16 protein-coding genes are annotated in these 21,490 nt (G+C 38.3%); 14 read left to right on the top strand and 2 right to left on the bottom strand.

Annotated features, from left to right (window positions below; translation table 11 throughout):
* Positions 1–3: 3 nt before the first annotated feature.
* The gene (locus QNH48_RS26745; protein WP_283952711.1) at positions 4–1,125 is read right to left on the bottom strand and encodes an ABC transporter permease; all 1,122 of its coding nucleotides are present in this window, start codon (positions 1,123–1,125) and stop codon (positions 4–6) included.
* Between the two features lies 1 nt (position 1,126).
* Complete coding sequence (locus tag QNH48_RS26740) at positions 1,127–2,056, bottom strand: ABC transporter ATP-binding protein (protein WP_283952710.1); 930 nt, start codon at positions 2,054–2,056, stop codon at positions 1,127–1,129.
* A 248-nt stretch (positions 2,057–2,304) separates the two neighbouring features.
* On the opposite strand from QNH48_RS26740, the gene QNH48_RS26735 reads away from it, so the two are divergent.
* The 14 genes from QNH48_RS26735 to gcvPB all read left to right on the top strand — a co-directional run bounded on the left by QNH48_RS26735 (position 2,305) and on the right by gcvPB (position 21,482).
* On the top strand, positions 2,305–2,808 hold the full coding sequence (locus QNH48_RS26735; protein WP_283952709.1) for a DoxX family membrane protein: 504 nt from the start codon (positions 2,305–2,307) through the stop codon (positions 2,806–2,808).
* Between the two features lie 379 nt (positions 2,809–3,187).
* Positions 3,188–4,423 (top strand): ABC transporter substrate-binding protein, encoded by a 1,236-nt coding sequence (locus tag QNH48_RS26730; RefSeq protein WP_283952708.1) that lies wholly within the window; start codon positions 3,188–3,190, stop codon positions 4,421–4,423.
* A 313-nt stretch (positions 4,424–4,736) separates the two neighbouring features.
* Positions 4,737–5,675, top strand: a complete 939-nt coding sequence (locus tag QNH48_RS26725; protein WP_283952707.1) for a carbohydrate ABC transporter permease — start codon at positions 4,737–4,739, stop codon at positions 5,673–5,675.
* Complete coding sequence (locus QNH48_RS26720; RefSeq protein ID WP_095246487.1) at positions 5,672–6,493, top strand: carbohydrate ABC transporter permease; 822 nt, start codon at positions 5,672–5,674, stop codon at positions 6,491–6,493. The genes QNH48_RS26725 and QNH48_RS26720 overlap by 4 nt, the downstream gene beginning before the upstream one ends.
* A 21-nt stretch (positions 6,494–6,514) precedes the next feature.
* Positions 6,515–9,577: a glycoside hydrolase family 2 TIM barrel-domain containing protein gene (locus QNH48_RS26715; RefSeq protein ID WP_283952706.1), complete on the top strand. Its 3,063-nt coding sequence runs from the start codon at positions 6,515–6,517 to the stop codon at positions 9,575–9,577.
* An 89-nt stretch (positions 9,578–9,666) separates the two neighbouring features.
* Entirely contained in the window at positions 9,667–11,343 is a 1,677-nt protein-coding gene (locus QNH48_RS26710) for an amylo-alpha-1,6-glucosidase (protein WP_283952705.1), read from the top strand.
* Positions 11,344–12,225: a DMT family transporter gene (locus QNH48_RS26705; protein WP_283952704.1), complete on the top strand. Its 882-nt coding sequence runs from the start codon at positions 11,344–11,346 to the stop codon at positions 12,223–12,225.
* Between the two features lie 47 nt (positions 12,226–12,272).
* Entirely contained in the window at positions 12,273–13,268 is a 996-nt protein-coding gene (locus QNH48_RS26700) for a LacI family DNA-binding transcriptional regulator (RefSeq protein ID WP_133368893.1), read from the top strand.
* Positions 13,269–13,338: 70 nt separating this feature from the next.
* On the top strand, positions 13,339–15,033 hold the full coding sequence (locus QNH48_RS26695; RefSeq protein WP_283952703.1) for a sensor histidine kinase: 1,695 nt from the start codon (positions 13,339–13,341) through the stop codon (positions 15,031–15,033).
* 5 nt (positions 15,034–15,038) lie between these two features.
* Complete coding sequence (locus tag QNH48_RS26690; protein WP_283952702.1) at positions 15,039–16,196, top strand: response regulator transcription factor; 1,158 nt, start codon at positions 15,039–15,041, stop codon at positions 16,194–16,196.
* A gap of 126 nt (positions 16,197–16,322) precedes the next feature.
* The gene (locus tag QNH48_RS26685; protein ID WP_283952701.1) at positions 16,323–17,588 is read left to right on the top strand and encodes an ABC transporter substrate-binding protein; all 1,266 of its coding nucleotides are present in this window, start codon (positions 16,323–16,325) and stop codon (positions 17,586–17,588) included.
* A gap of 66 nt (positions 17,589–17,654) precedes the next feature.
* The gene (locus QNH48_RS26680; RefSeq protein ID WP_283952700.1) at positions 17,655–18,434 is read left to right on the top strand and encodes an SDR family NAD(P)-dependent oxidoreductase; all 780 of its coding nucleotides are present in this window, start codon (positions 17,655–17,657) and stop codon (positions 18,432–18,434) included.
* A gap of 58 nt (positions 18,435–18,492) precedes the next feature.
* On the top strand, positions 18,493–19,881 hold the full coding sequence (gene gcvPA, locus QNH48_RS26675; protein ID WP_283952699.1) for an aminomethyl-transferring glycine dehydrogenase subunit GcvPA: 1,389 nt from the start codon (positions 18,493–18,495) through the stop codon (positions 19,879–19,881).
* Between the two features lie 26 nt (positions 19,882–19,907).
* Positions 19,908–21,482 carry an aminomethyl-transferring glycine dehydrogenase subunit GcvPB gene (gene gcvPB / locus QNH48_RS26670; protein ID WP_283952698.1) on the top strand — a complete coding sequence of 525 codons (1,575 nt, stop codon included), beginning with the start codon at positions 19,908–19,910 and terminating at the stop codon, positions 21,480–21,482.
* The last annotated feature ends 8 nt before the right edge of the window (positions 21,483–21,490 follow it).

Here is a 21,490-nt window from a genome sequence, read left to right as displayed (position 1 = left end):
TTTTTATCTTACAGCAATAATTGACTTTCTTTTATAAAGCCAAGAGCCAATGATAAAGGCTACTGCGCCCCAAACGACCAAAACTCCGATCCCGAACCAGAGTGTACCTGAAAACAGACCTGTCTCATAAACCATGCTGTCTCTTAAGCCTTCGGCAAAATAGGTGAGAGGCAAAAGATTAGATATCGGCTGCAGCCAATCTGGCATGGTTTCAACCGGAAAGAAGACCCCGCTTAAGAACATCATAAGGAAGCTGACAATATTCGCTACTCCCATATATGCATTTTGTGTAGTGCTGAAGGAAGAAAAGAGGTAACCTAAAGCATTGAAAGAAAGAGCCCCTATTAGAAAAACAACGATAAGGCTTGGAAAGTTGATAAAGAGATTTGCCCCAAAGATGAAAACTCCAATTAACGATAACAGCAGGATTTGGATTATACTGAATAACAGCCGCATGACCATATCGCTTAAGCCGAAAATTCCCATTTTGGCGGGTGTCATCCTTAATCTTTTGATTAAGCCTTTACGGCGCATTTCTACTAAATCCACCATTCCGAACATCCCGCCCTGAGCAATCGATAAAGCAATCATCCCTGTTAATAGAAAATCTGTGTAATTTAATTCGTTACTGCCACTCGTAACGGATTCAAATTGAATATCAAAGGTTGAAGCTGCACCTACAGCTGCCAGGTTTGCCTGCTGAACCAATTTATCGAGAATCGCCGATAATGCTTGCGTGGTTACGCCTTGTTCATCTTCCTTGTTGACTACAAGGACGAAAGACGTATCCTCCGCGGATTCAGGTAAGACAATGGCTGCATCGACTTCTTTATCTTTCACCCATTGATCAGCTGTATCTCGGCTAACCGGTGCGCCACTTTTCACATCAAGGATGGACAGTTGATTGATTTGCGTTAACAGCATTTCCGAGGTTGGGTTTGGATTGTCCGCTACAATCGCAATTTCAGATTGAAATTCGTCATCGGAACTTCCGCTGAAAATCACCATAAAGATGACCATCAAGATAACAGGGAAGAAGATGCCCCAAAACCAAGCTTGTTTTTCACGAAGGGTCAATTTTAATTGCGTTAAGAACATTTTTTTAAACTGGTTAAAATTGTTCAAGTTAATCCCTCCATTCCTTACCCGTAAAAGCAATAAAGACATCCTCGAGACTCATTTCACGGATGGAGACCTGTTCCACCTGATACTCCTTTTCCTTTGTAAACTTAAACAAATCTAAAAGTGTATCCTCCGGCTTAATCGTCCAAAGCTTTAATATCTCACCTTCACGCTCTGTGCGAGATACAGAGTTAAGATCGTCAGCGAAAATAGCTGTCTCTTCAGCCGCATTTTCTCCATCTAGGAAGGATAAGCGAACTTCTCTTTCTTTGGTTAGTTTTTCAATGAGGGCGGAGGGTGTATCAATGGTTACAATATTACCTTGGTCAACGATACATACTCGATCGCTTAGCTTTTCGGCTTCTTCCATATAATGTGTCGTTAAGATAGTCGTTTTTCCTAACTTCTTCAGCTCGAGAATAATATCCCATATATGACGGCGTGCCTGTGGGTCAAGACCAGTTGTTGGTTCATCAAGGAAGATGATATCGGGATCACTAATCATCGCAAGTCCAATTGCAAGCCTTTGGCGCTGGCCGCCAGATAGTTTTTTTACCTGGTTTTTACGATGTTCAGTTAAATTGATGAGTTCAAGAATTTCTTCAGTGGGTCGTGCCTTTTCGTAAAAAGTGGCGAAAAGGTCTAGATTTTCTTCAGGAGTTAATAGGTCAAACATCGCACTAGATTGGGGCTGAACACCAATCTTCATTTTAATGGCTACCGCATGTTGGCCCCAGTTCATATTTCCAAAATGGATTTCTCCGTGGTCAGGTGGTACCAAGCCTTCAATCATTTCAAGTGTGGTTGTTTTTCCAGCCCCATTTGGCCCAATGATGGTGAACACTTCTCCTGCCTCTACCGAGAAGCTAATATCCTGTACAGCCCTAATGGATCCAAATGATTTTTGTAAGTTCTTTACCTCTAAAACGTTCATTTCTTCTCCTGCCTTTCCTTGACACTTCGGGCTATTGTGGGATACAAGGTGCCCTGTTTTTGTATATGTTCAGGAGGAGGAATTCATTCGAACTTTGTATACATTACTTGTATTTAGAGCTGTTCAACATTCAGTCATAACTTTTCAAACAAACTGTGAACTTAACACTACACCTATGTTATTAACGCTCGAAACCTAATATAGTGTAAGTATAAAGAACAAACAAATTTTGAAAGGCGGAATGACTTATGTTTAACAACTTTTTAAGAGAAAATAAAATTTCAGCAGCTATTTTAACTATCATTCGTTTATACCTTGGCTATGCTTGGTTCACAGCAGGTTTTCATAAACTTACAGGCGGCTTCGACGCTTCTGGCTTCCTAAAAGGGGCGATTGCGAAACCTGTAACAGGTCCAGATGGAAATATGGTTTACAGCTGGTATGTTAACTTCTTAGAAAGCTTTGCACTACCAAACATTGATGTGTTTAACTTCATCGTTCCTTGGGGCGAAACATTAATTGGCTTAGGACTTCTATTAGGATGTTTAACCACAGCAGCGATGTTCTTTGGTCTCGTAATGAACTTCTCTTTCTTCTTAGCAGGAACAGTATCTCATAACCCGACAGATATTTTCTTAGGCTTCATCATCTTAACCGCAGGTTTCAATGCAGGTAAATACGGTTTAGACTATTGGGTAGTACCATTCATCAACAAAAAAGTTAGAAAAGGTAAAGCAAAAGCAACAGCTTAAAGTATGTAAATAAAAAAGACGATTCGGTCCCCCTCGAATCGTCTTTTTATGCTGAACACTACTTCGTGATTTCGAGGTTAGGTAAATTCTCCTTCTACTATTATCTGATTTTACTAAAATACCCTCAACAAACGTCATTATGTTTATACCGAAATTCAGTAGATTTTAAGGGATAAATTCCTATTATCCTACCGTTTTAACAAAATTCTCGTATTAATACTATTATTTACTACGTTACCAGAGTATAATTTTACCAAATCGTAAAAGTCTGATAATTACCAATATACTATTATATTTTTAGTAAAATATTTAATGAAAGCATTTACTTTTAGTAAAACTGCTATTATAATAATCCTATAAACTACTAGGAGGGTTAGAAATGAAGACGTCAAAAATGAAATTTTTATTTCTTTTTACAATTGTAGCAGCACTGCTCTTATCAGCTTGCAGTTCATCCAATACAAAAGGTGAGAAAGCAGAAGATGGCAAAGTCAAGTTAAGGTTTGCAACGTGGGATGTGGGTGACGATGTCGAGCTTCAACAAGGATTAATCGATGAATTTAATGCGAAAAATAGCGATATAGAAGTAGTTTTGGAAGCTTATGGCGGTGATTATGACACTAAGATTACTGCAGGTATTGGTGCTAAGGATGCTCCGGATATCATGTATATGTGGAATTACCCTCAATATAAAGATGCTCTTGAACCGCTCGATTCTTATATAAAAGATAGAGGGGAAGAGTACAAGGGTAACTTCTATGAAGCATTATGGAACTATAACTCCGTTGGTGAAGATATTTACGGTCTTCCAGTAGGTTATACGACACATGTTGTTTACTATAATAAAGATCTTTTTGATGCAGCAGGACTTGAGTATCCTCAAGCTGGCTGGACATGGGATGATCTACAGGCAGCAGCTAAGAAGCTGACAGATAAAGAAAAGAAAATCACTGGATTTGCTTTCCCAGGTCAACCTGACCCCTATGATTTTGAAATGTATTTATGGGGCAATGGTGCTACTTATGTAGACAGCAAAGGCAAACTAGATGGAAATTTGAATTCTAAAAAGTCAATTGAAACGTTTACGATGTTCCAAAATATGCTGGAAGACGGTATCGCGATTACCACTGAAGGCTATGGTGATACCGAGATGAAAACAGGCAGAGTAGGTATGCTTGTTAACGGTGCTTGGTATCTGTCCGCATTTGAGGAAGCTGGAATTAACTATGGGGTGGTTGAAATTCCTTCATTTGGAGATAACCCAAGTGCAAGTATCGTTAGTTCTTCTGGTATTGCGATGTCAAAGGATTCTAAGCATAAAGAAGCGGCATTTAAATTTATGGAGTTTTGGACAGGGGAACAAGCAAATAAAGCACGACTCTCCTTTGAACTTCCAGTATTAAAAAGCGTAGTTGAATCAGAAAAGCTGCAAGAAGATCCAATTAAGAAGGTCTTTTACAACATGCTGGAACAAAGTGAAGGATATACACCAACATCGTTTGTAACAGAGGACTGGAGTAAGTTGTCAGATGATTTAAGTTTAGTCTTTGAACAAATCTTTAATCCAAGTACACGTGTTGATCCTAAAGAAGCTTTAAATAGTGTTGCTAAGTAGGATTGTCCATTGATCTGAATGAGAATATATCATGGCAGCATGATATATTCTCATCTTTAAAAAGTAGGCTGTGTTAAATTGGGCTGTTGATTTGCGCTCCAGTCGCTTCGCTTTCCGCAGGCGGTTCGGGAAGCCTCCTCGGCGCTAAGAGATGAGCGGGGTCTCCCCTGTCCCGTCCTCCTGCAGGAGTCTCGCGCCTTCCGCACAAATCAACAGAGTTCTAAAATCAACAGTTACCTTTAACACAGCAAAAAAGTATAAACGAAAATGGATTTCATTTTCTAAAAAGGTCAAACCATTAAGAGGGAAATATATGTTTACTAAAAAGAACAAACAAAAGAAATTTACATTAGTCCGTAAAAGAGTACCCTTTTTATTTATTTTACCTTGGATCATCGGCTTTATTGTGTTTACATTAGGACCTTTAGTTTTTTCATTAATCATGAGTCTATTTGATTGGCCAATTGCTGGCGAAGCGAAGTTTATTGGTATTGATAACTTTAAGAAGATGTTTACGGCTGATCCACAGTTTTATGATTCGCTCGCTATCACCTTGAAGTTCGCATTAATATTTGTTCCATTAAACCTCTTTGTTGCTTTGGTGCTGGCGCTGCTTATTACGCAGCCAATCAAAGGGATTAAAGTCTTCAGGACAATCTTCTATCTTCCGGCTGTTGTATCCGGTGTGGCAGTGTCCATTGTATGGGGTTGGATGTTTAACTCTGAGTATGGAGTTTTAAATTATATATTATCATTACTTGGTATAGAAGGACCGGACTGGCTGATTGATCCTAAGTGGGCAATTGTAACCATTGTGATTGCAAGTGCTTGGGGAGTCGGGACCATGATGTTAATTTTCTATACAGATATTAAAGGGATTCCACATGAAATGTATGAAGCAGCCTCCATTGATGGTGCAGGTCCGATCAGACAGTTCGTTAGCATAACAATTCCTACAATTACACCTACAATCCTATTTAATATCATCACCTCTGTAATTGCAGCATTGCAGCAATTAACGTTAGTGTTGCTATTAACAGGGGGCGGGCCATTAAAATCGACCTATTTCTACGGACTATTTGTTTACAACAATGCCTTTAAGCATCATGAACTTGGTTATGCCAGTGCAAATGCTTGGTTTATGTTTATCATCATCCTGATATTGACGATGATCATCTTTAAGTCATCCTCTGCATGGGTATTCTATGAGGCTGAAGTGAAAAAGGAAAGAAAAGGAAGGAAAAGAAAATGAAGATAACCCGAAAACATAAAATCATTGTTTATAGCATTCTTGTCCTCTTTTCTCTTTATTTCCTATTTCCGTTTATCTGGGCACTTATTACAGCACTCAAGTCAGAAACAGAAGTATTTAGCTTTCCGCCCAAATTCGTTCCTGATGTACCACTTGTAAGTAATTTTATGGATGCTTGGAATAGCCAGCCATTTGGAACCTATTTTAAAAACTCAATGATAGTTACCGTGTTGACGACCATCGGTCAGATAATATCCTGTTCCTTAGTTGCGTATGGTTTTGCACGGTATGACTTCAAATACAAGAATATTCTCTTTATGCTTCTGCTATCCACCATGATGATTCCATGGGATGTGACAATGATTCCACTTTATATGGAATTTAACATGTTTGGCTGGATCAATACGTTAAAACCACTGATCGTCCCTGCCTTCTTCGGATCAGCTTATAATATCTTTTTGCTAAGGCAGTTTTTAATGAACATTCCTAAAGATTTAGAAAATGCAGCGAGAATTGATGGAGCAAATGAGTTCCAAATCTTTTATAAAATTTTCTTACCTATCATGAAGGCTCCTCTAACATTGATTGCTGTATTAAATATTATTTTGGTTTGGAATGACTACTTAGGACCACTTATTTATTTGAATGATCAATCTAAATATACGATGGCACTTGGTTTGGCATCATTCCAAGGTGTGCATGAGCTTCAAATTATTCCAATAATGGCAATGACGCTTGTTATGATCATTCCGCCAGTAATCGTTTTTGCCTTTGCGCAGAAATATATTGTGGAAGGAATAAGCGGCTCAATCAAGTAATAAAGTTCGGAGGAAGAGAACATGCAACGTGAAATGAAGAGATGGGAAAATATCCATCTTACGGCACTAAACAGGCTTCCAGCACATTCTGATTTTTACAGATACCGTGCATTTGATGAGGCATTACAATATAACAAAGAAAATAGTAAGGGATATACATCACTTGATGGTGAGTGGAAGTTTCTGTTTTTGGAAGCACCTGAATATTCACCAGTCAACTTTGAAACGCAAGGATTCGCTATTGCAGATTTAGAAGATATCACGGTGCCCTCTTGCTGGCAATTAATGGGTTATGGAAATATGCATTATACAGATGTGTTATATCCTTTTCCTATTAATCCACCATTTGTGCCTCAGGATAATCCAACAGGAATCTATTTCAAAGAAGTTTATTTGGAAGATATTAAGGAAGAAGAAAAAATTATTGTTAAATTTAATGGTGTAGATTCGGCCTTTGATCTCTATGTGAATGGTCATCATGCAGGCTATAGTAAAGGCTCGAGAATGCCATCAGAGTTTGATATTACTGAGTTAGTTCGTGCTGGAAAAAATAGATTTACAGTAAGAGTTTACCAGTTTTCAGATGGAACCTACTTAGAAGACCAGGATATGTGGTGGCTTTCAGGTATCTTTAGAAGTGTGGAACTATATAGAGTGAATAAAGATACGCTTCAAGATGTGTACGTTGAAACATTACCGGGCACAGATTTTAAGGATTTTACGTTAAAAGTAACCGGGAAGTTTCTCACAAGTGAAATTCAGACAGTAAATGTGAAACTTTTCCAAGCAGGAGACGAGGTAGATTCCTTCCCTATAGATGTGGTTAATGGTGAATTCCAAGTATTAAGAGAAATGGTGAATCCATTACTATGGAATGCGGAGGAACCTAATCTCTATATGGCAGTTTTAGAGTATGAATTAGCCAATGGAGAAAAAGAAATTATTCCGTTACGATTCGGTGTAAGATCTATCGATATCATTGATAATGAAATGAGAGTAAACGGAAAAAGAATCTTCTTTAATGGTGTAAACCGACATGATTTTAATCCAAGAATGGGAAGAACCGTAACCTACGAAGATATGCTTCAGGATGTACTTTTAATGAAGCAGCATAATATAAATGCTGTAAGAACGGCCCATTATCCGAATAATGATGTTTTTTATGACCTTTGTGATGAATATGGACTCTATGTGATTGATGAAGCAGATCTTGAATGCCATGGTTTTGAAAACACAGGGAATTATAATTGGATCAGTGACAATGAGTTATGGGAAAAACAGTATGTAGATCGTGCTGTGAGAATGGTGAAAAGAGACCGAAATCATCCAAGCGTCATTATTTGGTCTTTAGGCAATGAATCCGGTCAGGGCAGAAACTTCACTGCGATGTATCAAGCCATAAAAGAAATTGATTCTACTAGATTGGTACATTATGAAGGAGATCGTCATGCTGCCTATAGTGACATGTATACTACGATGTACACGAGATTAAAGCAACTTGAAGAAATTGGCCAGGATTCCGAAGGGAAAAAGCCGCATATCTTATGTGAATATGGCCATGCGATGGGAAATGGACCTGGCGGGCTGACAGAATATCAAGAAGTGATGAGGAAGTATCCACGATTACAGGGTGGATTCGTATGGGAATGGTATGACCATGGCATCGAACGTATAGATGATAATGGAAATACTTATTATTTATACGGTGGAAATTACGGGGATTTCCCTACAAATGGAAATTTCTGCATCGATGGACTCGTATTCCCAGACCGGACACCATCACCTGGACTAATTGAGTACAAGAAGGTTATTGAACCGATCGTGACTGAGGCGGTTGACCTAACTCAGCTCAAGATTAGAATAAAAAATAGGTATGATTTTAGAAGCCTAGAAGGAATTCAGTTGACCATTAAGGTAGAATCCTTCACTCGTTTAATAGAAGAAAAGAATATTAATCTTCCATCTATTAACGCACAGGAAGAAATGGAATTAACACTGCCAATTAATCTTGCAGAAGCTCTAAATTACGATAATGTCCGCATTAAATTAAGTTATTTTGAGCCGAATAGTACGCTTTATGCAAGTGAAGGTCATCTTATCACCAGTGAGAGTTTCTTGCTTGAAGCAACAGAGGTGAAGAAAATTGTACTGCCAGAAAACCAATTCAATCATGAAAACATCTCTATTGAAGAGAATCGAACACAACTTATTCTTGAAAACGATACGTTTAAAACTGTTTTCTCAAAATTTCATGGAATTCTCGTTTCCTACCAACTAAATGGAGAAGAGATTATTCAGAAGGGGCCCGAGCTTACCCTCTGGAGAGCTGCCATTGACAATGATATGTATAAGAAAAACGATTGGATCAATAAGTACTTCCTGAAAAATGCAAAGGAACAACTATCGTCCTTCTCTTATCAAGTGAACGAAGGCTATGTAGATATTGAAATCATAAAATATTTATCCAGCGTGAATCAAGCATGGGGATTTGAATTGTTTTACCAGTATCGAATCACTCAAAATGGGGTATTAAATCTCCAATTGAAAGGCAGTAAAGTTATTAGAGGGAAAGAAATACCTGAAATGCTGCCAAGAATAGGAATTACGTTGCATGTAAACAAAGATTATAATGATGTGACATGGTATGGCAGAGGCGATTCTGAAAGTTATCAGGATAGTAAGAGAAGCCAAAGTATTGGTCTTTATCGTAAAAATGTAGAGGAAATGCACACGGATTATGTTTATCCACAGGAAAATGGTTCAAGATGTGATACTTCTTTCTTAGCTGTAACGAAGGGGAATCAATCCATCCTCTTTAACTTTAAAGAGACTAGGGATTTTACCATTCATGACTATGAAACAAGTGCATTAGAAGAAGCAACGCACCGTGGAAAAATTAAAAAGTCACCATTCAATATGTTAACCATTGATTATCGACAAAGTGGTCTGGGAAGTAATAGCTGTGGTGAGGAACAACTTCCAGCCTATCGAGTAGGAATAGAAGATTTTGAAATCGGGCTGGAAATAAGGAACGTTCATAAAGACGATATAGTAGAAGAAAGTAAATACTTTAGAGTTAGATAAAAAATTCAAAAGCAGGGGAAACCCTGCTTATTTGAAATATGTCCAGTTCCAGCGCCCAGCGGCTAGTTCAAATGACAAGGAGAAATAGGATGAATTTAGATATTAAAGAAATACCATTTTCCAGATTTGGCTCCTATTTTTGTGTCTCACAAGAAAAGGATTCTGTATATATTAGAGACGTGCATGGCGGCGACGACGCACCATCCAAGCTTTTTCAAATCGATATCCTTAAAGATGGAGTGGAACGGGAGTATGAAGTACGTGCTTCAGAGGTATCCCTTTCCTTCTATTTAAAAGATCAATCGGAACGTGTCGCGGAAATCATCATTCCTGAGGAAGATGAACTCCATATCGAGGTGCAGGATGTAGAACTTAGGCTGCGAGCGACAAAAGGAAAATATGATTCATTAATGGAATTGGAAGATGGGATGTATGAATACCACATCTATCCGAAGGAATTAAAATTAATGATCATGAATCTAAATGGTGATATGTCTGTTGATGCACCTTGGAATATTATCGGAAATGATTATATTGATATACGTTTGAAAAATGGACATTTTGTGATCGAAAGCTATCGAACCGTTTATCATCAAAAGGAATACCTCCCTTTTAGCCAAGGAAAAGAACAAGTCGATGTGCTTTACAAAGAATGGTTTGATTCCATGAGAAAGGGTTATGGTCAAACTGATTATCGGCCCTCCTTGGAGAAGGCTTCTTATATTACATGGTCAAGCGTCGTACATCCGGATGGAGTCCTTAAGGATTATGCGATGTATATGTCTAAGCTGTGGATGTATAATATTTGGTCGTGGGATAACTGCTTTAACGCATTGAACTTAGGAGAAAGGTATCCAGAAATCGCCTATGCTCAATTAAAGATTTTCATGGACACACAAGATGAGTCGGGCGCTTATCCGGATTTTGTGAATGACAAATTTATTTCGTACAATTGTATAAAGCCGCCTATTTTTGCTTATGTCTATGAACAGTTAATGGAGCGGAATGATTACTTTAAGGACGAACAACGGTTAAGAAATGTGTATGAGTCTACAAAAAAAGTCATGAGCTATTATGAAAATCATCGTACTTTTCATGGCAGACTGCCACACTATAAACATGGGAATGATTCTGGATGGGATAATGCTTCCCTCTTCCATGTCGGGATGCCTGTGGAGGCACCGGACCTTGCTAGTTTTTTAATTCGTACGTTTGATATTCTCTCCTCCTTCGCTGAAATTTTAAGTGAAAAAGAGGAGGCGGAAAGATTTAAGAATCAAGCAGACTCCCTGTTTAACCTGTTACTTGAGAGACTTTATGATGGTGAAGGCTTTTATGGACGAGTTGGGAAAAATGGTGAGAAAATCGATGTTAGAACTAGCTTAATTCTAAGGCTGCCAGTATTGATCGGTTATCGTTTGGATAAAACCATTATGGATCGCTTGGTATCTGACCTTGAAGCCAACTTTGAAACAAAATTTGGTCTTGCTACTGAGAGTGTAACAAGTAACTATTATCGGGAAAATGGGTATTGGCTCGGTCCTATCTGGGCGCCAGTTACGTACCTGTTTATCCATGCATTAAAGAAAAATGGCTACAAAGAGGTTGGAAATCGACTTAGAGATAAGTTTTTAGACCTTACGCTTATAGGCGGGATGGCTGAAAACTTCGATCCGCTTACTGGAAAAGGGTTAGTGGATACATCCTTCACATGGACATCAAGTGTATTTCTGCTGCTGTTAGAAGATCAGCTTAGGGGGGATTAAATGCAAAAGTATATGGGAGAAATCGCTCTTACGATTACAGCGATTATATGGGGAAGCGGATTTGTGGCAAGTAGCATCTCCTTGGAGTACTTTACACCCTATCAAATTTTAGCAGGGAGATTTTTAATAGGTGCCATTGTTTTAACCGTAATTTTCCATAAAAAGCTGAAAAATATAAATAAAAGTACTATGATAAAAGGGGCTGTACTAGGAATCTTTTTATATTTGGCCTTTGCACTTCAAACAGTAGGACTTCAATTTACGACTCCTTCAAAAAATGCATTCTTAACGGCTGTGAATGTCGTGATTGTTCCTTTTATTGCATTTGTTATATATAAACGGAAAATTGATATGTATGAACTAATGGGTGCTATTTTGGCTATGGTTGGTGTCGGCATATTATCACTTAAGCTCTCTGCTGGAATCAACATTGGGGATTTACTGACACTAGGCTGTGCTTTTGGATTTGCATTCCATATATTTTTTACTGCAAAATATGTAAAAGATTCAGACCCTGTCTCATTAACGCTGATTCAAATGATGACAGCCGCGATAATCGGAGTCATCGTTGTTCTTTTCAGGGGAGAAACTTCCTTTGTTATTGAAAAGGAAGGAATGTTCTCACTGCTTTACCTAGGGATATTTTCAACAACGATCGCGTATCTATTGCAAACCGTTGCACAAAAAATGATAACAGAAACAAAGGCTGCGATTATTCTTTCCACAGAATCGTTTTGGGGAATGGTATTTTCCGTTGCGATTTTGGATGAAACTATGACCATTAAAATGGTGATTGGCGCCATTCTCATTCTTACTGCCATCATCATTTCAGAAACAAAAATTCCCTTTTTAAAAAAGAATAAACTTAAGGAAATAACCTAATTGAATAGAAATAGCAAGATAAAAAAACAAGTAGGCAGGGAGAAATAATGGCCACTATAAAAGATATAGCCAACTTAGCTAATGTTTCAATCACTACCGTATCAAGAGTATTAAATTACGATGATACATTAAATGTCTCACCGGAAACGAGAAAAAGAGTGTTTGAAGCGGCTGAGGAGTTAGCCTATGTGGTGATTCCGAAGAAGAAGCAAAAGAGTAAATGGAGAATAGGGTTATACGATTCTTTCTCACTCGAAGAAGAATTAATAGATACCTATTACTTGTCGATAAGGGTCGCCTTGGAAAAAAAGCTGAAAAGTAAAGGTATTGACTTTTTCAGAATTGACAAGGAAGGCAATGAGGAGAATCTTAAAAAAATTGATGGTATCTTATGCCTTGGAACCTTCAAAAAAAAGGATATTGAAAAAATCAAAAGTTTTCATAAACCTTGTGTCTTTGTTGATTCCAATCCAGACGAGTATTATTATGATTCCGTTGTGATTGATTTCAATTCTGCCACCAGAAATGCGCTAAACTACTTAACTGAGCTAGGTCATGAAAATATTGGCTTTATTGGTGGAGTAGAAACAGATATGTATGGGAATCGATTTAAAGATTTACGACAGGATGTTTTTGAAAATTATTTAAAAGAAAAAGGTATTTTTAAAGAAGAATTAGTGAAAATTGGCGGATATGATCCGAAGGATGGTTATACCAATCTAAGAGAAATGTTAGGATCGGAGCCTAAACCGACAGCTGTTTTTGTTGCGAATGACACGATTGCAGTCGGCTGCTATAAAGCTGCTTATGAACTAGGGGTCAAAATTCCTGATGAACTAAGCATTGTTGGTTTTAATGATGTCGCTACAGCCCAATATATGGTTCCGCCTTTAACGACGGTTAAACTCTATACAGAAATCATGGGTGAAACAGCTGTTGACTTACTGGTAGAAAGGCTCTCCTCAAAAAGGGAAGTCAGTAAAAAAATTACCATAAATACGAAGTTAATTGTAAGAGAAAGTGCTTCAGCACCTCAGAAATAAAGTTAAATTGGGGTGCTGGGACACTCCTTTTTTTCATTTCCACATTTTTCCCTACGAGGTGGAGAAAACTTTGAAAATACTTGCAACTAAAATAAAAAACCTTTCATTTCGAAGCATTCGTACAAAAATGGTGCTGTTTTTCCTCATTGTTGCCTTGTTTCCATTACTGTTGTTTGGATTCCTATCCTATGGAAAGTCCTCTGAAATTGTGAATAAACAATTTAATGATTATGAGCAATTTGCTGTTTCTCAACTTGATAAACAAATCGAAAATATCTTTGAGCAAATGTATGTCGTTTCGAAAGATATTAATCAGTATTTATCGGATCCAACCTTGGTCATCTTACAGGAAGAAATCCCGAGAACGTACACCGGGTTTATTGAAATCAAAAACTTTGAAAGATATATAGAGGCACATAAAACGTATGACACAAAGGGAATCTATTTAATTACCAATACAGGTTATTATTATGGAAATAGTCGCTTGGATATACATAAGCTCTTTCAAAAGCCATTTTGGAAAGAGATTAATAGCTTAAAAGAAGGAGATCTCTGGATAGGGTTTTATAATTCTGACCATTATTACACTGGTAAAAAAGATGAAAAAATTATCGGACTTGTTTTTCCAATTGAAAGTGATTTTGGGGTATTGAAAGGAAGTAAACTGTTAGTTGAAACAAATGCGGAGGAGCTGTTCTCTTATATTGGTTTTCTAGAAAATGATCTCCAAGCTTCTATCACCCTTAAAAATGGTAAGAACCAGGTGGTCTATAAGACAAAGAATGCTCCGAAGGAATTGACAACAGATATTATTTGGAACAACCATTTTGATGCTTATGGATGGGATATCCATGTTCGCATACCTCAAGAGTATTATTATCAATCATCAAATGTGATATTACGTTATACGATAGCGGCTATTTTATTTTCAATCATCCTTGTATCCGTGCTCGCTTTCTTATTTTCTGTTCCGCTTACGAAGGGAATTAAAAGTCTAAATTCCTCTATGAAGAGAGTCAGTGAAGGAAACTTAGATACACAAATAACCGTTACTTCTAATGATGAATTAGGGATTTTATCTCAAAGCTTTAATGTTATGGTCAATCAAATTAAGGAATTAATCGAGAAAATTAGCATGACAGAACGTTTAAAAAGACAAGCAGAATTAAAGGCGTTCCATTACCAAATAAACCCTCATTTATTATTTAACACCTTAAACTCGATACAATGGAAGGCAAGGATCTTAGGAGCGAAGGAAGTTCAAGAGATGATCTACCATTTAACAGAGGTTCTGCATGAAAATTTAAATTTTGCAGATGAGTTAATTCCGTTAAAAAAGGAACTCCAGACAATCAAACATTATTTGAAGGTTCAAGAGATACGTTATGGCCAAACATTTGAATATATAGAGAATATTCATTCGGAATGCTTGGACTATTTAATCCCTAGGATGACTCTCCAGCCATTGTTTGAAAATATCTTCTTCCATGCATTTGAAGATGGCGAAGGAAGTATTGAACTAGTGGTTACCGTTAAACCTGAATATCTAGAACTTACCTTAGCCGATAACGGCAAAGGAATGAATGCAGAATCCATTGAAAAGCTTCTCAACCCGAATCACCATGGTGGAAATGGGAGGGGAATTGGTGTTTATAATGTCGACCAACGAATAAGGCTTCACTTTGGAACTGAGTACGGCTTATCAATCGAATCCGTTGTGGGTGTAAAAACAATCTTTAGCATTAAATGGCCGAAAAGGAGATAACGTTGATGATAAAGGTATTAATTGCAGATGATGAACTCATTGTTAGAAAAGGATTAATCGCAACGATAGATTGGGAGAAATTTGGCATGGAGGTAATTGCTGATGCACCTAATGGACAAAAAGCTTGGGAGCTCTTTCAACAGCATAGCCCCGAGGTAGTCATAACCGATATTGTCATGCCTGAAATGAATGGAATTGAACTTGCTAGAAACATAAAACAGACTTCCCCAACTACCAAAATATTATTGTTAAGCTGCCATCGGGACTTCACTTTTGCACAGGAGGGGATGAATATTGGTGCTTCTGGTTATATTTTGAAAACGGCCTTTGAAGACCAACAATTTGAAGAATACCTTGGACGCATAGAAAATGAAATTAATCATACCAATATCCAAGATTCCTATGATTCATCCTATCTAGCAAAGGAATTTTATGAATGGTTATGTGACTTTGAAAATTCTTTTCCTAAGCTAGTTGAGGAGTTGTTTTCTAATGAGTGGAATTGGATGGAGAATCCTTATTATATTTATTTAATTACCGGATTAAATAGCAGCGAGTTTTTTCAGAAGAAACTGTCTTATGGGGAAACGCAATTTGCTTTGATTCCTTGCGGGCATGATCAAGCCTTTACTTTTATCCAGGAAAAGTCAAAAACAGATTTTGAACATCTTCTAGTTGAGGCTAGAAGTATAGGATCCTCTATTCGTTGGAAGGATCACGGTCCAAATCGAGGAATGAATGACTGGATGGATGGAGTGACAAATCTTTTTCGCAGGTTTAAATTTGAAAAACAATTTAAGGTTTCGATGGAGGATTGGCCATTGCCCATTCGCAAGGCTGTTCAAATCATGATCCAGGATTTAGATCAATCTTTTTCATCTAGCTATATTGCAAATGAAGTGGGCTTAAGCCGAAGCCATTTTAGTACCATGTTTAAAAAGACAGTTGGAGAAAGCTTTTTTACTTTTATAGAAAAGCTAAAAGTCAAAGCGGCATGTGAACTTCTGGAAAATACTTCGCTTCCTTTACAAGATATTGGTGAAAAAATAGGCATTCAGGATGGGAAATATTTTAGCAAATGGTTTAAAAAATGCATGGGTAAAACACCATCGGAATATCGACAGAACAAAAAGCGGAATGAAAGCAAACAAATTTCCCTATGATTCGTTCTTTCACGAGGATTCAAACAATAGTACAAAAAGAATAAGATAATAGTAAGTTCTTGACCGCTTTCATTCGAGTTATAATGAAAGCGGTTTCTACTATATTAAAAAAAAGAGGAACTAGTGATGAAGAAATTCAGGATGAGTTTTCTGGCACTCATTTTAGTATTTGTTATGGCCGCCTGTTCAGATAATCAATCAAGCAGCAGGGATGATCAAACAAGGAAGGAGAGTAAAGAAAAAATAGTGCTTCGGTTTGCAACTTGGGATTCAGGAGAAGCACTAAAAATACAAGAGGCGATTGCTACAAAATTTGAGGAAAAACATCCATTTATAGAGGTGCAGATGGAGGCATATGGTGATGAATTTGACCAAAAATTGACTGCTGCATTTGGCGCAAAAAATCCTCCTGATGTTATGTATATGTGGAACTTTTCAGCCTATTTTCAATCACTCGAACCACTTGAGAATTTTATTAAAAGAGATCCCACTATCGACTTGAATGATTTTTACCAAGGTCTCTTTAATTATTCTACTATGTACCGAAAACTGTATGGTATGCCAGCCGGTTTTACAACAAGGGTGGTCTATTATAACAAGGATTTATTTGATGCTGCTCAAGTCCCCTACCCAAAGGATGGATGGACATGGGATGACTTTAAAAGTGTGGCAAAGCAATTATCTAATCCTGCTATCAATCAGTATGGATTAGGAGTAAGACCAGAACCAGATACGTATGACCTCCAAGGCATTGTCTGGAGTAATGGCTCAAGCTTCATTAGTGAGGATGGAAAGAAAATCGATAGCTATATGAATAGCCCAGAAACCATTGAATCAATAGAAATGTTTGCAGAAATGGTCAAGGGAAAAAGCGCAGTGCTGGTTGGCGGTAAAAATCAGCAAAGTGGTGAAGAGGTATTTAAGGAAGGCAAGATTGCCATGTGGGAAAGCGGAATTTGGCCACTGGAGGAGTTTAAAAAAGCTAAGGTAAACTTTGGAACAGTAGAGATGCCTGCATTTAATGGAAAACAAGTAAGAGGAGTGATTTCTTCTTCAGCAATTTCAATTGCGAAGGATTCAGAAAACAAAGATCTAGCATGGGAATTTGTGAAATTTTACTCCTCCCCAGAAGCAATAAGGATGAGAACAGCAGATTTACCTGTCCGTATTAGCATGGTGAAAAAGTTGAAAACAGATCAAGACCCATTAATTGGACCATTTTACAAAATGTTAGAGCGATCAAATGCTACACCAGCGTATCTGCTAACTAAGAATTGGGATGAAATCAATCGAAATTTATCTTCTGCAATAAATGCCATCATGCTGGAACAGGATGCGAAAGAATTATTGAATAAATCCGTTTTGGATTCAGAGAAATATATGGGGAAGTAAAAAGTGAAAAAGGGTTTAACGATTTTCTACTATAAATTAAATCAATTTTTATCAGGAGGAATTAAGATGATCACTCAAGATTATTTCGGTTTAGAGGATAAGGTGTGTGTGGTAACAGGAGGGGCATCAGGGATTGGACTAGCTGCTGCAACACTTTTAGCTGAAGTTGGTGCTAAGGTGATTATGGTAGATATTAATCAAGAAAACGGTCAAAAGGCCGTTGCTGAGTTACAGAGGAAAGACTATCGGGCGGAATTCCTACAATGTGATGTAAGTAATGGAAACGATTGTATCGCCGTAAGAAATCATATCGAAAAAAAATACGGTGCCATAGATGTCCTTTTTAACAATGCTGGTGTTATCAGAAGAAAAACAGTTGTTGATTTAGAAGAGTCGGATTGGGATTTAGTCATTGATGTCTCCTTAAAAGGAATTTATCTCCTTTCTAAATATTTAATTCCTCTTATGGCTAGTGGCGGTGGAGGAAGTATCATTAATACCGGCTCTGGATGGGGAATAAAAGGTGGAGACCAGGCAGCTGCTTATTGTGCTGCCAAAGCTGGAGTTGTGAATTTAACAAAGGCGATGGCCATTGACCATGGCCCGCAAAATATTCGTGTGAACTGTATTTGTCCAGGCGATACCGATACTCCGTTATTACGGGATGAAGCCAAGCAATTACAGTTGAAAGAGGAAGATTTTTTAGTATCCTCTGCAAAAGGCCGACCATTAGAAAGACTTGGAACGCCAAGGGATATTGCTAAAGGAGTTTTATTCCTTGCAAGTGACTTGTCAGAATGGGTAACAGGTACAGATTTAATTGTTGATGGCGGCGGTTTAGCTTGATTTTTTGTAAAATTTCAAATTTAACAAGTAATTACTCAACTTACAGGAGGTAATTTTCATGTCACAAAAGGTACACCCTTATATTCCGAACATGGTGCCAGAAGTACAAACGGAGATGCTAAAGGTGATTGGCGCTGAATCCATTATGGAATTATTCTCAGGAATCCCGGAGGAGCTGCAGCTTAAAGGAGACCTAAAACTGCCTCCAGCCCTAACGGAGTATGAGCTTAGACGCCATATTGAAGGAATTCTAAATAAAAATACAAGTACAAAGGAATATTTGAATTTCCTAGGTGCTGGCTGTTGGCAGCACTTTATCCCAGCAGTTTGTGATGAAATCAATCAGCGCTCTGAATTTTTAACGGCCTATGCGGGGGAACCGTATGAGGACCACGGACGTTTTCAGGCACTTTACGAGTATCAAAGTTTACTAGCTGAATTGGTAGATATGGATGTTGTGAATGTTCCAACCTTTGATTGGGGGCAGGCGGCAGCTACATCAATTAGAATGGCAGCCCGTATTACCGGGAGGAAAAAAGTCTTATTAGCCAAAACCGTGGCACCCGAACGAATTAAAATTATCATCAACTACGGGTCGCCAGAATTAGAATTTGAATTTGTTCAATTTGATACGAAATCAGGGGCAATGGACTTAGAAGACCTAAAAGAAAAATTAACAGAAGATGTTGCCGCCCTATATTTTGAAAATCCATCCTACCTTGGATTTATTGAGGCGCAGGGAACAGAGATTTCTAATCTATTAAAGGAAACCGAAACACTGATGGTAGTAGGGGTAGACCCGATTTCTCTTGGTGTACTGGCACCACCAAGTCATTATGGAGCTGATATTGTGTGTGGAGACCTGCAGCCCCTAGGTATGCATATGAATTACAGCGGAGGCCAGGCAGGCTTCATTGCCTCACATAATGAAGTGAAAGTTGTCAGTGAGTATCCATCCCGATTGTTTGGTATTGTCCCTACGGTGAAAGAAGGAGAATACGGCTTTGGTGATGTGGCATATGAACGGACCTCATTTGCTCAAAGGGAAAATGGAAAAGAATCTGTTGGAACGCAGACAGCATTATGGGGCATCACAGCTGGAGTCTATTTAGCCTTACTTGGCCCAAATGGTATGCAGGAGGTAGGCCAAACCATTATGCAAAATAGCCAGTATGCTGCTCAAGAATTGAATAAAATTGCTGCTGTAACAGGGTCACGTTTACATTCATCATTTTTTAAAGAGTTTATCGTCGATTTTAATCAAACGGGCTATTCAGTTGAACAAATTAATCACAGACTGATAGAAAAGAAGATTTTTGGTGGAAAGGACCTCTCACTTGAGTTTCCAGAGTTTGGTCAATCAGCATTATTTTGTGTAACCGAGGTTCATACAAAAGAAGATATTGACCATTTAGTTCAAGCCATTAAGGACATTTTAGCGAAATAATCGAAAGAAGAGAGGAGCATTCAGACATGAAAAGAATTCAACGCACAAGCAAGACCCGGGATTTTCACCAAGCAAAATGGAATGAACCGATAATTTTTGAACTCCATCAGCCAGGGGAAAAGGGTGTGGAGCTGCCGCCGGTAAACGACGGAATTGCATCAGCTGTAGGAGATGGAACATCGGCCATTCCGGCAGCGATGCGGAGAAAGAGTAAGCCCAATCTCCCTGAAATTGGTCAAGCACGGGTATTAAGACATTATTTAAGACTTTCGCAAGAAACCCTTGGCTCAGATTTTAATGTGGAAATTGGACAAGGAACCTGTACGATGAAGTACATTCCAAGAATAAACGAGTTGTTAATTCGGGATCCGAAAATGATGGAGCTTCATCCATTACAGAATGAAGAAACTGTTCAAGGAATGCTTGAGATTTTCTACAAGCTGGACTTATGTATGAGAGAAATTTCTGGGATGGATTATTTCTCCTTCCAGCCAAGCAGTGGAACGCAAGCACTGTTTGCGATGGCATCAATCGTAAGAAAATACCATGAACAAAAAGGAGAAGGGGATCAGCGGGATGAAATCATTACGACGATTTTCTCTCACCCATCGCAGGCGGCAACGGCTGCTGTAAAAGGCTATAAAATTATTACCTTGCACCCGGATGAGAATGGCTTTCCTGATATTGAAAAATTAAAAGCCGCAGTGTCGGAGCGAACAGCAGGATTTGTTGTAGCAAACCCTGAAGATACAGGCATATTTAATCCGAAAATTAAAGAGTTTACTGATATTGTTCACCAGGCAGGCGGTCTTTGCTTTTACGATCAGGCGAATGCGAATGGCCTCTTAGGAATTACAAGAGCAAAAGAAGCAGGCTTTGATATGTGTTTCTTTAATCTCCACAAAACCTTTGCTGCCCCGCATATGTGCGGCGGACCAGCAACTGGTGCTCTAGGTGTGACGGCAGCACTGAAAGAGTACTTACCGGCGCCAATTGTTGAGTATCATGAGGGCAAATATTCACTCCAACACGATTTAGAGCATTCAATTGGTAAGGTTCGCTCCTTCCATGGTGTAGCTCAAACGGTATTGCGTGCCTATGCCTGGATTCGCGCACTTGGAGCTGGCGGCCTTAAGGAAGTAGCCAAAACTGCCGTGTTAAATAATAACTATATGTATCACAAGGTTTTAGCGATTCGCGGGGCGGGTGCGCCATATGTCAAAGGACATCGCCTTGAGCAGGTCCGTTATAGCTGGGAGCAGTTAACAAAGGAAACCGGGGTAACAACAGAGGATATTCAGTTAAGAATGACTGATTTTGGCCTCCATTACTGGACTAGCCACCATCCTTATATCGTGAAACAACCGTTTACCCTTGAGCCAACAGAGTCTTATTCAAAAGAGGATTTAGATGAATATATCAACGCACTAGAGCAAATTTCCAATGAAGCATATGAAAACCCAGAAATCGTCAAAAGTGCCCCGCATAATAGTACAATACACAAAATTGACGAACAAGATTATTTGGATAATCCAGAGAAATGGTGCATCACCTGGAGAACTTATGTAAAAAAAACAGAAGCATATAATCTAGTTAAATAGTAAATACG

This window comes from Neobacillus sp. YX16 (genome assembly GCF_030123505.1).
Classification (GTDB): Bacteria; Bacillota; Bacilli; order Bacillales; family Cytobacillaceae; genus Neobacillus.
The sequence above is the reverse complement of the archived record's forward strand: the minus strand, read 5'-3'. Positions and strand labels throughout refer to the sequence as shown.

Coding starts and splice junctions, on each gene's coding strand:
- QNH48_RS26740 (WP_283952710.1), bottom strand. CDS start 2,056: ATGAACGTTTTAGAGGTAAAGAACTTACAAAAATCATTTGGATCCATT.
- QNH48_RS26735 (WP_283952709.1), top strand. CDS start 2,305: ATGTTTAACAACTTTTTAAGAGAAAATAAAATTTCAGCAGCTATTTTA.
- QNH48_RS26730 (WP_283952708.1), top strand. CDS start 3,188: ATGAAGACGTCAAAAATGAAATTTTTATTTCTTTTTACAATTGTAGCA.
- QNH48_RS26725 (WP_283952707.1), top strand. CDS start 4,737: ATGTTTACTAAAAAGAACAAACAAAAGAAATTTACATTAGTCCGTAAA.
- QNH48_RS26720 (WP_095246487.1), top strand. CDS start 5,672: ATGAAGATAACCCGAAAACATAAAATCATTGTTTATAGCATTCTTGTC.
- QNH48_RS26715 (WP_283952706.1), top strand. CDS start 6,515: ATGCAACGTGAAATGAAGAGATGGGAAAATATCCATCTTACGGCACTA.
- QNH48_RS26710 (WP_283952705.1), top strand. CDS start 9,667: ATGAATTTAGATATTAAAGAAATACCATTTTCCAGATTTGGCTCCTAT.
- QNH48_RS26705 (WP_283952704.1), top strand. CDS start 11,344: ATGCAAAAGTATATGGGAGAAATCGCTCTTACGATTACAGCGATTATA.
- QNH48_RS26700 (WP_133368893.1), top strand. CDS start 12,273: ATGGCCACTATAAAAGATATAGCCAACTTAGCTAATGTTTCAATCACT.
- QNH48_RS26690 (WP_283952702.1), top strand. CDS start 15,039: ATGATAAAGGTATTAATTGCAGATGATGAACTCATTGTTAGAAAAGGA.
- QNH48_RS26685 (WP_283952701.1), top strand. CDS start 16,323: ATGAAGAAATTCAGGATGAGTTTTCTGGCACTCATTTTAGTATTTGTT.
- QNH48_RS26680 (WP_283952700.1), top strand. CDS start 17,655: ATGATCACTCAAGATTATTTCGGTTTAGAGGATAAGGTGTGTGTGGTA.
- gcvPA (WP_283952699.1), top strand. CDS start 18,493: ATGTCACAAAAGGTACACCCTTATATTCCGAACATGGTGCCAGAAGTA.
- gcvPB (WP_283952698.1), top strand. CDS start 19,908: ATGAAAAGAATTCAACGCACAAGCAAGACCCGGGATTTTCACCAAGCA.